General features: G+C 68.7%; 11 protein-coding genes. 5 read left to right on the top strand and 6 right to left on the bottom strand.

Annotation, left to right across the window (positions count from 1 at the left end):
• The first annotated feature begins 49 nt into the window (after positions 1 to 49).
• The gene (locus LF41_RS13820) at positions 50 to 970 is read left to right on the top strand and encodes a homoserine kinase (RefSeq protein ID WP_036170718.1); all 921 of its coding nucleotides are present in this window, start codon (positions 50 to 52) and stop codon (positions 968 to 970) included.
• Here the strand turns inward: LF41_RS13820 and LF41_RS13815 are convergent.
• Together LF41_RS13815 and LF41_RS13810 are read right to left on the bottom strand one after the other, a co-directional pair.
• Complete coding sequence (locus tag LF41_RS13815) at positions 967 to 4026, bottom strand: efflux RND transporter permease subunit (protein ID WP_036170715.1); 3060 nt, start codon at positions 4024 to 4026, stop codon at positions 967 to 969. The genes LF41_RS13820 and LF41_RS13815 overlap by 4 nt on opposite strands.
• A gap of 1 nt (position 4027) precedes the next feature.
• A complete protein-coding gene (locus LF41_RS13810; protein ID WP_084073673.1) occupies positions 4028 to 5167 on the bottom strand; it encodes an efflux RND transporter periplasmic adaptor subunit in 1140 nt (379 codons plus the stop codon).
• Between the two features lie 107 nt (positions 5168 to 5274).
• Here LF41_RS13810 and LF41_RS13805 point away from each other — a divergent pair, with 107 nt between their 5' ends.
• The 3 genes from LF41_RS13805 (at position 5275) to LF41_RS13795 (ending at position 8172) form a co-directional block, all read left to right on the top strand.
• The gene (locus LF41_RS13805) at positions 5275 to 5949 is read left to right on the top strand and encodes a TetR/AcrR family transcriptional regulator (protein ID WP_036170713.1); all 675 of its coding nucleotides are present in this window, start codon (positions 5275 to 5277) and stop codon (positions 5947 to 5949) included.
• Positions 5950 to 6074: 125 nt separating this feature from the next.
• Complete coding sequence (locus LF41_RS13800) at positions 6075 to 6731, top strand: protein-L-isoaspartate O-methyltransferase family protein (protein ID WP_036170709.1); 657 nt, start codon at positions 6075 to 6077, stop codon at positions 6729 to 6731.
• Positions 6732 to 6771: 40 nt separating this feature from the next.
• Entirely contained in the window at positions 6772 to 8172 is a 1401-nt protein-coding gene (locus LF41_RS13795; RefSeq protein WP_036170706.1) for a TolC family outer membrane protein, read from the top strand.
• On the opposite strand, the gene waaA is transcribed toward LF41_RS13795, so the two are convergent.
• Positions 8135 to 9469: a lipid IV(A) 3-deoxy-D-manno-octulosonic acid transferase gene (gene waaA, locus LF41_RS13790; protein ID WP_036170703.1), complete on the bottom strand. Its 1335-nt coding sequence runs from the start codon at positions 9467 to 9469 to the stop codon at positions 8135 to 8137. The genes LF41_RS13795 and waaA overlap by 38 nt on opposite strands.
• Positions 9470 to 9575: 106 nt before the next feature.
• On the opposite strand from waaA, the gene lpxL reads away from it, so the two are divergent.
• The gene (lpxL, locus tag LF41_RS13785; RefSeq protein WP_052116456.1) at positions 9576 to 10460 is read left to right on the top strand and encodes an LpxL/LpxP family Kdo(2)-lipid IV(A) lauroyl/palmitoleoyl acyltransferase; all 885 of its coding nucleotides are present in this window, start codon (positions 9576 to 9578) and stop codon (positions 10458 to 10460) included.
• On the opposite strand, the gene LF41_RS13780 is transcribed toward lpxL, so the two are convergent.
• The 3 genes from LF41_RS13780 to LF41_RS13770 are packed head-to-tail and all read right to left on the bottom strand — an operon-like array spanning position 10448 to position 13627.
• A complete protein-coding gene (locus tag LF41_RS13780) occupies positions 10448 to 11212 on the bottom strand; it encodes a glycosyltransferase family 2 protein (RefSeq protein WP_036170696.1) in 765 nt (254 codons plus the stop codon). The genes lpxL and LF41_RS13780 overlap by 13 nt on opposite strands.
• Positions 11209 to 12531, bottom strand: a complete 1323-nt coding sequence (locus tag LF41_RS13775; RefSeq protein ID WP_036171004.1) for an O-antigen ligase family protein — start codon at positions 12529 to 12531, stop codon at positions 11209 to 11211. Before LF41_RS13775 ends, LF41_RS13780 begins: the two co-directional genes overlap by 4 nt.
• A complete protein-coding gene (locus tag LF41_RS13770) occupies positions 12509 to 13627 on the bottom strand; it encodes a glycosyltransferase (RefSeq protein WP_036170693.1) in 1119 nt (372 codons plus the stop codon). The genes LF41_RS13775 and LF41_RS13770 overlap by 23 nt, the downstream gene beginning before the upstream one ends.
• Between the last annotated feature and the right edge of the window lie 5 nt (positions 13628 to 13632).

The raw sequence follows: 13632 nt of genomic DNA, 5'->3' as shown, positions 1-13632 counted from the left end.
CAAATCGCCGCGATAATGGCCGCTTCCCGGTCTTCACGCGCGCGAGTCCATGCAGGCCACAGCCTCCGCTCCCGCCGGCGTCGGCAACATCGGCGTCGGGTTCGACCTGCTGGGCCACGCGATCGCGGGCCTGTCGGATCGCGCGACCGTGCGCCGAATCGATGCGCCCGAAGTGCGCGTGGTGGCCGTGCGCGGCAGCGTCGATGTCTCCGCGATCCCGCTCGACACCGAGCGCAACACGGCCGGGCGCGGCGTGCGTGCACTGCATGCGGGCCTCGCTCTGCCGTACGGCTTCGAGATCGAACTCGACAAGGGCATTCCGATCGGCGCTGGGCTCGGCGGTTCGGCCGCCTCCTGCGTCGCCGCGCTCATCGCGGCGAATGCGTTGCTCGACGCGCCGCTCTCGCGCGAGGCGTTGTACGCCTCCGCGATGGAAGGCGAATATGCCTCCAGTCGCAGCCACCAGGGCGACAATGTCGGGCCGATGCTGATCGGCGGCGTCGCGCTGGCGACGTCGACGCGCTTGATGCCGCTGCGCGCGCCCGCATGGTTGCACGCAGTCGTCGTGCATCCGGACCAGGTGCTGGAAACGAAACGCGCGCGCGAAGTGCTCGCCGAGCCGTTCCCCTTGTCGACCGTCGTCGCGCATGGCGCGCGCCTGGCGCAGTTCCTGCTCGGGCTGGAGCGCGGTGAAGTCGAATTGATCCGCGATGGCTTGCAGGATGTCCTGGTCGAACCGCGCCGCGCGCCGCTCGTGCCGGGCTTTTCGCAAGTGAAAGCCGCGGCGATGGCGCACGGCGCGCTCGGTTCCAGCCTTTCCGGCGCGGGCCCGAGCGTGTTCGCATGGTTCGCCTCGGAGGCCGAAGCGCGCCTTGCGGCACCGGCGATGCAGGCTGCATTCGCCGACGCCGGATTCGATTCGCGGGCCTACGTCTCGCCGGTCGCCGGCCCGCGCGCCGAATTGCTCTAGGCGGGCGCCGCTTCCTCGCGCCTGACCTTGAACCACGCCGCGTACAACGCCGGCAGGAACAACAGCGTCAGCACCGTCGCGACGATCAACCCGCCCATGATCGCCACCGCCATCGGCCCGAAGAAGGCCGAGCGCGTGAGCGGAATCATCGCCAGCACCGCCGCGAGCGCGGTCAGGACGATCGGCCGGAAGCGGCGCACCGTGGCTTCGATGATCGCGTGCCAGCGGTCGTTGCCGTGCGCGATGTCCTGTTCGATCTGGTCGACCAGGATCACCGAGTTGCGCATGATCATGCCCGCCAACGCGATCGTGCCGAGCATCGCGACGAAGCCGAACGGCACGCGGAACACCAGCAGGAACAGCGTCACCCCGATCAGGCCGAGCGGCGCGGTGAGCATCACCATCGCCGTGCGCGAGAAGCTGCGCAGCTGCAGCATCAACAGCGTGACGACGACGAAGAGGAACAGCGGCAGCCCGGCGTTGATCGAGTTCTGGCCGCGCGCGGAGTCTTCGACGGTGCCGCCCGTTTCGAGCAGATAGCCCTCGGGAAGCGATGCGCGGATCTCGTCGAGCGTCGGCAGCACCTGCGCGACGACCGTCGGCGGTGTGAGGTCGTTGCGGATGTCCGCGCGCACGGTGACCGTCGGCAGGCGGTTGCGATGCCAGACGATGCCGTCCTCGAACACGTATTTCAGCGTGGCGATCTGCGAGAGCGGCACGACGGTACCGTTCTGCGTCGGCACCGCGAGGCTGCCAAGCAGGTCCAGGCGCGTGCGTTCGTCGTCGGCGCCGCGCAGGAGCATCTCGATCAGTTCATTGCCTTCGCGATACGTGCTCACGTGCAGCCCGGACAACGACCCCGACAGGAATTTCGACAAGCCCGCGGTGCTCACGCCCAGCGCACGTGCGCGCTCCTGGTCGATCTCCAGCCGCACGACCTTGCTCGGCTCGTCCCAATCGAGGTTGACGTTGGCGACGTTCGGATTGGCGCGTACCTTCGCTTCGACTTGCTTGGCGTACGCCCGCACGCGATCGATGTGCTCGCCCGACACGCGGAACTGGATCGGGTAGCCGACCGGCGGCCCGTTCTCCAGGCGCGTGACGCGCAGTTGCAGCGTTGGGAACAACGGTGCGACCTCGTCGATCAGCCATGCGCGCACGGCTTCGCGCAATTCCGAATCGTGCGTGCGCACCACGAATTGCGAGAAGTTCGCCGCCGGCAGTTGCTGGTCGAGCGGCAGATAGAAACGCGGCGACCCCGTGCCGACGTACGCGACGTAGTTGTCGACGCCTTCGCGCTTGCGCAGCAACGCTTCCAGGCGCTTGGCCTGCGCTTCGGTCGCCTTCAGCGATGCGCCTTCGGCCAACTCCATGTCGACCATCAATTCGGGCCGCGTGGAATCGGGGAAGAACTGCTGCGGCACGAATCGGAACAACAGGATCGAGGCGATGAACGCCGCCACCGTCATCGCGATCACGGCCTTGCGATGCACCAGGCACCAGTCGAGCAAGCCGCGGAAGCGATTGTAGAACTTCGTCGCGTGCGGGTCGTGCGCTTGCGCGTGCTGCTTGTGCAGATCGGGCAGCAGACGATCGCCGAGATACGGGATGAACAATACCGCCGCGATCCACGACACGACGAGCGCGATGGTGACCACCTGGAACAGCGAGCGGGTGTATTCGCCGGTGCTCGACGCTGCAGTGGCGATCGGCAGGAAGCCGGCGGCGGTGACCAGCGTGCCGGTGAGCATGGGGAACGCGGTGGTTTCCCACGCGTAACTGGCGGCCTTCAGGCGCGAGAAGCCCTGCTCCATCTTGATGGCCATCATCTCCACGGCGATGATCGCGTCGTCCACGAGCAGGCCGAGCGCGAGCACCAATGCGCCGAGCGAAATCTTGTGCAGCCCGATGCCGAAGTAATGCATGACGGCGAAGGTCATCGCGAGCACGAGCGGGATCGACACCGCGACCACCAAGCCCGTGCGCAATCCGAGCGAGAAAAAGCTGACGACCAGCACGATCGCCACCGCTTCGGCGAGGACGCGCATGAACTCGCCCACCGATTCGCTCACCGCGTGCGGCTGATCGGAAACCTTGCGCAGCTCCATGCCCGCGGGGAGCGTCGACTGCAGGCGCGCGAACTCGCTTTCGAGCGTCTTGCCCAGGCGCAGGATGTCGCCGCCATCCTTCATCGCCACGGCGATGCCGATCGCGTCCTCGCCCATGAAGCGCATGCGCGGCGATGCGGGGTCCGCGAAGCCGCGCTCGATGGTGGCGATGTCGCCGACGCGGAACGTGCGGTCGCCGACATGCACCGGGAAGTCGCGGATTTCGTCGACCGAGCGCAGCGCGCCGGTGACGCGGATCTGGATGCGGTCGCTCCCGGTTTCGAAGAAACCCGCCGGCACGACCGCGTTCTGTTCGGACAACGCCTGCTGCACGGCGCTCAGGGGAATGCCGAGCGTGGCGAGCTTGGTGTTCGACAGCTCGATCCAGACCTTTTCGTCCTGGAGACCGACCAGTTCGACCTTCCCGACATCGGGAATGCGCTGCAATTCCAGTTCCACGCGCTCGGCGTAGTCCTTCATCACCGCATAGTCGAATCCCTTGCCCGTCAGCGCGTAGATGTTGCCGAACGTGTCGCCGAACTCATCGTTGAAGAACGGGCCGACGGTCCCTTCCGGCAGGGTCGGCGCGATGTCGCCGACCTTCTTGCGCACCTGGTACCACAGCTCCGGCACGTCCTTCGACGGCAGCGAATCGCGCGCCATCATGATCACCTGCGATTCGCCGGGCCGCGAATACGAGCGGATGAACTCGTACTTGCCCGTCGTCATCAGCGCCTTCTCGATGCGCTCGGTGACTTGCTTCGACACCTCGTCCGCGGTCGCGCCCGGCCACACGGTGCGCACGACCATCGCCTTGAACGTGAACGGCGGATCTTCCGATTGCCCGAGGCTGCGATATCCGAGAACGCCCAGGACGCTGAGCACGATCATCGCGTAAACGACGAGCGTGCGGTTGCGCAGCGCCCATTCCGACAGGTTGAAGGACATCTCAGCGCGCCTTCGACAGCGGGCGGTTCTCGCGATCCACCGGCGCGACGACCTGGCCTTCCCGCAACAGATGCCCGCCCGCGGCGACGACGCGGTCGCCCGCGCGCACGCCGGAGAGCACCGGCACGGATTCGGCGCCGAACGCACCGATGCGTACCGGCACGCGCTTCAGCGCATTGGTGTTCGCATCGACGACCCACACGCTGGTCTCGCCCTTGTCGCCGCGCTGCAACGCCGAGAGTGGGAGGCGCAGCGCCGTCGCCGGTGCATTGGGCTTGGACGTGGCGATGTAGACGCGCGCGCTCTGGCCGAGTTCGACGTCCTTCGCCGCCTCACTGTCGAGCGCGATGCGCGTGGCGTAGGTGCGCGCCTGCGGATCGGCGGCGGCGCTGATTTCGCGGATGCGGCCGGGCAATCGCTCGCCCGGTTGGCTCCAGAGTTCGACGAGCACCGGCTGGCCGACGGTGAATTCGCGAATGCGCGACTCGGGCAGCGCGATGGCCACCTCGCGGCCCGCATCGCCCGCGAGCGAGTAGATCGCCTGGCCCGCGCCGACGGTCTGCCCCGCTTCGGCTTCGCGCGTGGCGATCACGCCATCGCGCGGCGCGCGCAGTTGCGTATAGGCCGATTGATTGCGCGCGACATCGAGTTGCGCGCGCGCCGCGCGGGCATTGCCCGCGGCCGCGGCGTACGCGGCGTTTTGCGCATCGAGCGTCGAACGGCTGACGAGCTGGTCGTTCGCCAGGCGCGCGTAACGTTGCTTGTCGGATGCGGCGCGCGCGAGTTCGCCTTCGGCGGCGACGACCTGCGCCTGCGCGGCGTCGGCCTGCGCGCGCAGATCCTTCGGATCCAGCTCGGCGAGGACATCGCCGCTGCGCACGCGATCGCCCGCGTCGACGAGGCGCCGCACGATCTGCCCGCCCACGCGGAACGACAGCGGGCTCTCCTCCCGCGCACGCACGACGCCTGCGAATGCGACGGGCGCGGCATCGGGCCCCTGCCCCGGCGTCACGACCAGCACGGGCCGCGGCTTTTCGGCGGGCGCCTCATCGGTTCCGCACGCCGCCAGCGCGAGGCCAACGCACGCCGCCAGGGCGAGGGAACGAAAAAATAGACGATCGGTGGAGGGGGACCGGTGCATCCTGTGCTGCATCGCCATGAGGGTCTCTGCGGGGGCTGCTTATTGAACTGGGCGGTAGAGTATAAATAGCGAACCCCGCAGTCCAGTATTTAGATATAGTACCGAGCATGTCCCAGCGATCGAAACCCAAATCCGTCGAACCCGAACCCGTCGAAAAGCGACAGGCCGGCCCCGGCCGCCCGAAGGACCTCGGCAAGCGCGCCGCGATCCTCGAGGCCGCCAAGCGGCTGTTCGTCGCGCAGGGGTTCGGCGGCGTGAGCATGGACCAGATCGCGGCCGACGCCGGGGTCTCCAAGCTCACCGTGTACAGCCACTTCGGGGACAAGGAAGCCTTGTTCGCCGCCGCGGTGCAGGCGCATTTCGAGCAACAACTGCCCGAATCGCTCTTCGCCGCCGCCGATGCCGCGCCGCTGCGCGACGGGCTGATGCAGATCGCGCGCGCCTTCTTCGCGATGATCATGGATCCCGACGCGCTGGCCGGCCACCGCATCATGTGCACGCCGCAGGTCGTCGAAACCGGGATGCCGCAGCAGGCCTGGGACGTCGGGCCGCAGCGCGCGATCGACATGGTGGCCGACGTGATGCGCCACCACGTCGACAGCGGCGAGCTGGAAATCGCGGACGTCCCCCGCGCGGCCTCGCAGTTCCTGTGCCTGGTGAAGGGCGACCTGCACCAGCGCGTGGTCTTCGGATGCGCGCCGATGCCGCAGGCCCACGAGGTCCAGGCGCAGCTGGAAAGCGCCGTGGAAATGTTCCTGCGCGCCTACGGCGCGCGCGTTTGAGCCCGCATGGCGGCCCTCGTGACCTTCGGCCCGCTGACTTCCGGCACTGAGTTGGAGTGTGCTACCACAGCGATGCTGTGCCCGCCGGGCGTAAAATCCCCGGCTTTCCGCGTGAGACGAACGACATGACGATGGACTACGCCAAGGCCCGCGAATTGATGGTCGAACAACAGGTTCGGCCATGGGACGTGCTCGACCCGCGCGTGCTGGATGCGCTCGTGTCGATTCCGCGCGACGCCTTCGTTCCGGCGCAGCACCGCACGCTGGCCTACGCCGACGCGCAGTTGCCGCTGGGCCATGGCGAAATGATGCTCAAGCCCGTCGTCGAAGGCCGCATCCTGCAATCCATCGACGTGCAGGAAGGCGAGGATGTCCTCGAAATCGGCACCGGCAGCGGCTTCACCACCGCGTGCCTGGGCCGCCTCGCCCGCGAAGTGCACAGCATCGAACTCCACGCCGACCTCGCCGACGCCGCGCGTGCGCGCCTCGACGCGATGGGCCTGGGCGCCAACGTGCGCATCGAAGCGGCCGACGCTTTCGCCTGGAACACCGAGCGCCGTTTCGACGCCATCGTGGTCACCGGCGCCGTCGACGCGATTCCCCCGCGTTTCCTGCAGTGGCTGAAGCCCGAAGGCCGCATGTTCGTGGTCCGCGGCGCCTCGCCGGCGATGGAAGCGCTCGTCGTGCGCAACGACGTCAACGGTCAGCGTATCGAATCGTTGTTCGAAACCGACCTGCCCTATCTTGTGGGTGCGGCCCCCGCGCCGCGCTTCGATTTTTGACCTCCCCCCAATTTTCGCTATCGATCCGGAAGGAACCCGCATGAGCCGTCGTCCCCTCGTCCTGGCCCTCGCCTTCGCCTTGCTGCCGTGCGTCGTGCACGCCGAAGACCTGTTGCAGACCTACGAGCTGGCACGCGCCGGCGACCCGCAGTACTCCGCCGCCGAATCCAATCGCCTCGTCGTGAAGGAAGGCCGCGTGCAGGCGCGCGCGCTGTTGCTGCCGCAGCTCAACGGCTCGGCCGGCTACACCAAGACCAACGAAGACTCCAGCGGCCAGCAGGTCTTCGCCGGCACGCCGCTGGGCAACAACGATTCCACCAGCGACTCCACCAACCGCCGCTACGGCGTCACGTTGGACCAGATGGTGTTCGACGGCGCGCGCATCTCGCGCCTGCGCAGCGCCAACGCGCTGAGCGAAGCCAGCGACTACAACCTGGAATTCGCGGGCGACCAGCTGATCACGCGCACGTCGGCTGCGTACTTCAACGTGCTCGTGCAGCTGGAAAACCTCGCTGCCGCCGAAGCCGCCGAGACCGCGCTGAAGAAGCAGTTCGACTTCGCGAGCAAGCGCCTGGAAGTGGGCCTTGCGCCCATCACCGACGTGCATGAAGCCCGCGCCCAGTACGACACCGCGCGCGCCAACACGATCACCGCGCACAACCTCGTCGAGGACGCCTACCAGGCGCTGGCCGAAATCACCGGCCGCCCGGTGGCCAACCTCAAGGGCCTGCCGGAAGACTTCCAGCCGCAGCTGCCTGAACACGCCGACGAAGACACGTGGGTGAAGATGGCCTTCGACAACAATCCGGCCCTGCACGCGAAGCAACTGCAGGTGAAGTCGGCCGAACAGGACGTCAACACCGCACGCGCCGGCCACCTGCCGACGCTGTATTTCGGCGGCGACTACGGCAAGTCGACCACCGATGGCGACACCACCAACAACCTCAACGGCGCGGCCACCGCGTTCGACAACGAGAGCCGCTCGCGCTCCTTCGGCCTGACGCTCAACGTGCCGATCTTCGCCGGCGGCGCCACGCAGTCGCAGGTGCGCGAAGCACTCGCCACGCGCGACATCCGCCAGGATGAACTCGAACAGGATCGCCGCGCGCTGGAACGCAGCACGCGCAATGCCTACCAGGTGGTCGTCGCGGGCGTGAGCGAAGTCGAAGCACGCCGCCTCGCGGTCGTCTCGGCGAAGGCCGCGTACGAAGCCTCCCAGGTCGGCCTGGAAGTCGGCACGCGCACCGTGCTCGACGTGCTGGTCAACCAGCGCAACCTGTTCCAGTCGCAGCAGGCCTTCGCGCTGGCGCGTTACAACTTCCTGCAGAGCGTGCTGAACCTCGAACAGGCCGCGGGCACGCTGGATGTCGAAGACGTGCAGCGCATCAACCGCTTCCTGACGGTCAACGTGTCGGCGGAAGTCCAGCAGCCGACGCAGTAAGCGGCAACACCGGCGCGATCATCTCGAGGCTGCGGGCGAGCGCCCCGCGGCCTTCGCGCACCAGGCGCAGGCCGGCATCGGTCATCTGCTCGCGCACGGCAGCGTGTTCCAGCAGGTCGTCGAGTTCCGCGAAGACGCCGTCGACATCGTCCTCGATGCACACGGCGCCTGCCTCATCCAGCCGCCGTGCGATCTCGACGAAGTTGTGCAGGTGCGGGCCGGTGACGATGGCCGTGCCGACGGCCGCCGGCTCCAGCAGGTTGTGCCCGCCGATCGGCTGCAGGCTGCCGCCGACGAACGCGACCTGCGCGCACGCATAGAACGCCATCAACTCGCCGAGCGTGTCGATGACGAACACATCGTCGTCCGCACCGGGCCAGCGCGTGAGGCGGCGCGTGGCGACCTTCCAACCCGCGGCGTGTGCATGATCCACCGCGGCGCGGAAACGTTCGGGGTGCCGCGGCGCCCACAGCAGCAACAGGTCCGGGTGTTTTTCGCGCAGGCGCTTGTGCAACGCGATGACGTCAGCCTCTTCGCCTTCGTGCGTGCTCGCCGCGATCCACGTCGGCCGCTGCCCCGCGCGTTCGCGGAATTGCGCGCGGAATTCGTCGAGGCCTTCGGGCGCCGGCGTGTCGAACTTCAGGTTGCCCAGGTCGACGACCTGTTCGGGCTTCGCGCCGAGCGCCACGAAACGCCGTGCATCGTCCTTCGACTGCGCACCGACGCGGCGCACCGTGCGCAGCGCACGCCCGACGATGGGCGCGAGTACGCGATAGCCACGCAGCGAACGCGCCGACAAACGCGCATTGAGGATGTACGTCGGCACGCCGTGGTCGCGCGCGCCGAACAACAGGTTGGGCCACAACTCGGTTTCGAGGATGAGGCCGGCGCGCGGGCGGAAGTGTTCGAAAAAGCGACGCACGGCGCCGGGGATGTCGTAGGGCAGGTACACGTGCTGCACCGAGTCGCCCCACAGCGCGCGCACGCGCGCCGAGCCCGTCGGCGTGATCGTCGTGATGAGCAGCGGCAGGTGCGGATGCAGCGTGCGCAACGCGTTGACCACGGGGGCGGCGGCGTTCACTTCGCCGACCGACACCGCGTGCACCCACAGCGTGTCGCGTGGCGCGTCGTCGTCGTGCAGGCCGCGGTACGCCGCGTAGCGCTCGTTCCAGCGGCGGAAGTACGCGCGCTGGCGGAACCCGCGCCAGATCAGGTGATAGGCCGTGACCGGCAACAACACGTACAGCGCGGCCGAATACAGGCCGCGCAACACGCGCTCGATGGGGTCGCTCCGCATCGCGGCAGGATACGGGGCGGCCCGCGCGGGCGGAAGCACGCCGTGCACGCGCCTGCCCTAGAATCGTCGCCATGACGCAGGACGCCCCGCGCGATCGCCCCCGCCGATCGGACCCCGGCATTGGCCCACCTGGATCGGCATCGGCGCGATGGCGGCGCTGGCGCGCCTGCCGTGGCCGCTGCAACGCGGGCTGGGCCGCGCGCTCGGCGCCCTGCTGCGCGTGACGATGGGCGCGCGCCGCCGCATCGCGCAACGCAACCTCGAACTGTGTTTCCCCGAACTGGACGCGGCCGCGCGCACGACGTTGCTGCACGAACACTTCGCCTCCCTCGGCATCGGCCTGTTCGAATTCGCGCGCGCGTGGTGGGGCTCGGTGGACCCGATGCGCAAAGGCCTGGTGGTCGAAGGGCTCGAACACGCACGAGCCGCGCGCGCGAATGGCCGCGGCGTCATCGTCGTCTCCGGCCACTTCACCACGCTGGAAATCTGCGGCCGCCTGATGTGCGACCACATCCCGCTGGCCGGCATGTACCGCCCGCACTCGGAACCGGCGATGGAATGGGCGGTGAAGCACGGACGCCTGCGCTACGCCGCGGCGATGTTCACCAAGCAGGAACTGCGCCCCGCGGTGAAGCACCTCAAGCAGGGTGGCTTCCTCTGGTACGCACCCGACCAGGACCCGAGCCGCGGCGAGAGCGTGTACGTGCCCTTCTTCGGGCGGCCGGCGAACAGCTTGTCGTCGACGCACCAACTCGCGCGGCTGTCGGGCGCGTCGGTGCTCGCGTTCCAGCACGTGCGTCGCAAGGATGGCGGCTACACGCTGCGCATCGTGCCGGCGCTGCGCGACATTCCGTCGAAGGACGCGACGGCCGACACCGCGCAGGTGATGGCCGCGATCGAAACGATGGCGCGCGCCGCGCCCGACCAATACCTGTGGATCCACCGCCGCTTCAAGCGGCAACCCGATGGCAGCTCGCCCTACGCCGATTGATCGTCGCTGCGCTGCGCTTCGAGGACTTTCGCGTACTTCAGGAACGTGTAGAACGCCTGCGTGCGCGCGGCGATGAAGCCGGCCCATCCATCGAGGAAGTACCGCTTGCCGACGTACAGCTTGAAGAAGGCGATCGTCGGCTGGAACAGGATGCGGCCGCCCAATCCGTGCACGCCGCGCCGGTGCTTGTGCACGACCAGCCCGCTCGAATAGCGGTTCACCTTGTCGATGCGATCGGCCAGCCGCGGTTCGCCGTAATGCCGGAATGGTGCGCGCAGGTCGCGCCGCACGCCATCGACCACGGGCGCGGCATGCACGGGCACGTCGTTCATGCGCCCGCGCGACTTTCGGAACAGGCGCAGTTGCCAATTCGCGCGCGTGTGCGGGTGCGCCCACTTCCAGAACAGCCACTCCTGCCGCGGCAGGCGATACCCGTCGGCGCGCGGCGCACGCAACGCGCGCTCGATGGCGTCGCGGCCCGCGTCGGTGAGATGTTCGTCAGCGTCGAGCAGCAGGATCCAGTCGTGCGACGCCATGTCGATGGCGCGTTGCTTCTGCGGGCCGTAGTCGTCGAAGGGATGTTCGGCGATGCGCGCGCCGTGGCGGCGTGCGATGTCGAGGGTCGCGTCCGTCGAGCCGGAGTCCAGCACGACGCGCTCGTCACAGAAGGCCAGGCTCGCCAGGCACGCGTCCAGCGTCGCGGCATTGTTGAACGTGGTGACGACGCCGGAGATCGGCGCGCGGCCGTTCACGCGCGCGCGTCCTCGGGTTCGGCGTCGCGCGCGAGCAGGCTGCCGGCGTAGAGTGCCGCGAGCAGCAACACCAGCCCGCCCCAGAACGTCGAATACGCCGCCAGGTGCGTGTTGAACGGGAACAGCGTCACCACGATGGCGAGCATCGCCGGCCGCGCATGGTCGCGCGCGACCGGATCGGCGTAACGCCACGCACGCCAGCCCAGCGCAAGGCCCGCGAGCCACAGCAGCAGGCCGAACGTACCGGTTTCGCTCGCGACTTCGAGGATCCACTGGTGCGCGTGCAACGCCGGGCCTTCGCCCCACGCCGCGAGGCTGCCGCGCCCCGGATCGCACTGCATGAACGCATCGCGGAAACCGCGCGCGCCCACGCCATTGAACCAGTGCGTGCGATACATGCACGTTGCGGCGGACCAGATGCGCGTGCGGCCCGACAATGCGATATCGACGGAGGATTCGTCCGCGGCGGCCAGGTGCGTCGTGCGCTCGATGCGCTCGGCGACCTGCGGGACGAACGCCCCGAGCGCCACCAGCGTGAGTGCGCCGGCGACAAACACGACGAACACGCGTTTCACGCCCAGCACGCGCCAGCCCGACCACAGCAACACGAGCGCATAGGTGATCCACGCCGCGCGCGCACCGGCAAGCAGGATGACAGCGCCGATGGAGAGCGCCGCCACGCACCAGCCCACCACGCCGAAACGCTTGGCCGCGTAATACAAGCCGAACGGCGAGAGGCTGGCGAGCATCGGCCCGAACTTGAGATTGCAGGGCCCGAGGATGCCGCTGAGGCGATCGACGGCCTGCGCCGCTTCGCTCGTGCACATGCCGTGGCCGCTGATCGCATGCTTGGCCGAATCGATCGCGAAGAACAGCGGGCTCGTGCCCGACACCGCCTGCGCGATCGCATCGGCCGTCCAGATGCCGACGATGATTGCCAGCCCCGCGAAGGTGATGCGCCGCCCGCGCGCATCGGCGACGGCCGCGGCGGCGAGCCACAGGAAGGGCAGATAGCGCAGGTCGACGGCGGCCTCGCGCAGCGCGCGCGCGGGATCGACCGCGTCGAACGCCGACACTGCTTCGGGCAGCCAGTACGCGAAGAACAACACGCTCGTCAGCGCCCACGCCGGCGCGCTCAGCAACTGCGCGCCGCCGCGGAACCGCACGATGAGCAGCTTGAAGATCGCGGCGAGCGCGCCGAGCACGAGGATGCCTTCGGCATAGCCGGGCGCGGGCCACAACGCGACGAACGCCAGCACCCATGCCGGCGCCCAGCGCCAGCCTTCGGGCGCCTGGTTATCTAGGTTCGAGTTCCGCATAGACCGCGAGCGTCGCCTCCTGCATCGCACGCAAGGTATGGGGCATCGTAACCGGACGCGGCGGCGGTGCGTCCAGCAGCGCGTGCGCGGTGCGCTCCAGAAGCGTCCCGTCGAAGGGAGGCACCGCCCCGCGCGGGTCGTAGCGGCGGAGCAGCTCGCCGACGCCGCCGTGGTCCCAGCCGACCACCGAACGTCCCGTCGCCAGCGCTTCGAGCACCGTGCGGCCGAAGGCCTCGGGCTTGCGCGAGAGTTGCAGCACCAGGTCGCTCGCGGCGTACGCATCGGCGATGGCGAGCGTCGGCGGCGTGAAGGCGACCACCTCGGCGATGCCCAGTCGTTCGGCAATCGCCTGCAGTTCGTCGAGATAGCGTTCGCGGTCCTCGACGCGGCTGCCGGGCATCCACAGGCGCGCATCGCGTCCGTCCGCACGCAGCCCCGCGAGCAACGTCAATGCATCGGCGTGTCCCTTCAGTCGCGTACCGCGGCCCGGCAACAACAGCAGCGGCCCATCGCCGTCGAGCGCGGGATGCAGCGTGGCGGCCCGGCGGCGCGCATCGCGATCGGGCCACGTGCGATACGGGAACGCCGCGACATCCACGCCGCGCGGGATCACGCGCAGCTTGTCGGCGTTCGTGCGCGGGTAGTGTTCGAGGACGTAGTCGTGAACGGTCTGCGACACGCAGATCACGCGCTCGCCGCTGGTCATGATCGCGCTGTAACGCGATGGCGAATTCAGCCCGTGCACGCTGGTCACCCAGCGCGGCGCATTCGCGCGCATGCCACGGATCGCGCGCCAGCCGATCCACGCGGGCAAGCGAGAACGCGCATGCACCAGGTCGACGCGTTCGCGTTCGAACAAACGGCGCAGCGCGGGAATGTGGCGCACGGTGAGCGGCGACTTGCGCCCGATATCGAGCGTGACGTGTTCGGCGCCGACCGCGGTCAGGCGCGGCACGAGCCCGCCGCCGGCGGAGACGACGATGGCGCGATGACCCGCGCGCACCAGCGCGTCTGCGATCTCGAGGGTGGAGCGTTCGACGCCGCCCGCATCGAGCGCGGGCAGCAACTGGACGACCGTGCGACGGGCGCCCGCCATCGTCG

The organism is Lysobacter dokdonensis DS-58, from assembly GCF_000770795.1.
Taxonomy (GTDB): Bacteria; Pseudomonadota; Gammaproteobacteria; order Xanthomonadales; family Xanthomonadaceae; genus Noviluteimonas; species Noviluteimonas dokdonensis.
Note: the sequence above shows the minus strand (reverse complement) of the source record. Positions and strands in the feature narration are given on the sequence as shown.

What these genes read in the sequence shown, in the direction of transcription:
- LF41_RS13820 (WP_036170718.1), top strand. Translation starts at nt 50, where the DNA reads ATGCAGGCCACAGCCTCCGCTCCCGCCGGCGTCGGCAACATCGGCGTC.
- LF41_RS13815 (WP_036170715.1), bottom strand. Translation starts at nt 4,026, where the DNA reads ATGTCCTTCAACCTGTCGGAATGGGCGCTGCGCAACCGCACGCTCGTC.
- LF41_RS13810 (WP_084073673.1), bottom strand. Translation starts at nt 5,167, where the DNA reads ATGCACCGGTCCCCCTCCACCGATCGTCTATTTTTTCGTTCCCTCGCC.
- LF41_RS13805 (WP_036170713.1), top strand. Translation starts at nt 5,275, where the DNA reads ATGTCCCAGCGATCGAAACCCAAATCCGTCGAACCCGAACCCGTCGAA.
- LF41_RS13800 (WP_036170709.1), top strand. Translation starts at nt 6,075, where the DNA reads ATGACGATGGACTACGCCAAGGCCCGCGAATTGATGGTCGAACAACAG.
- LF41_RS13795 (WP_036170706.1), top strand. Translation starts at nt 6,772, where the DNA reads ATGAGCCGTCGTCCCCTCGTCCTGGCCCTCGCCTTCGCCTTGCTGCCG.
- waaA (WP_036170703.1), bottom strand. Translation starts at nt 9,469, where the DNA reads ATGCGGAGCGACCCCATCGAGCGCGTGTTGCGCGGCCTGTATTCGGCC.
- LF41_RS13775 (WP_036171004.1), bottom strand. Translation starts at nt 12,531, where the DNA reads ATGCGGAACTCGAACCTAGATAACCAGGCGCCCGAAGGCTGGCGCTGG.
- LF41_RS13770 (WP_036170693.1), bottom strand. Translation starts at nt 13,627, where the DNA reads ATGGCGGGCGCCCGTCGCACGGTCGTCCAGTTGCTGCCCGCGCTCGAT.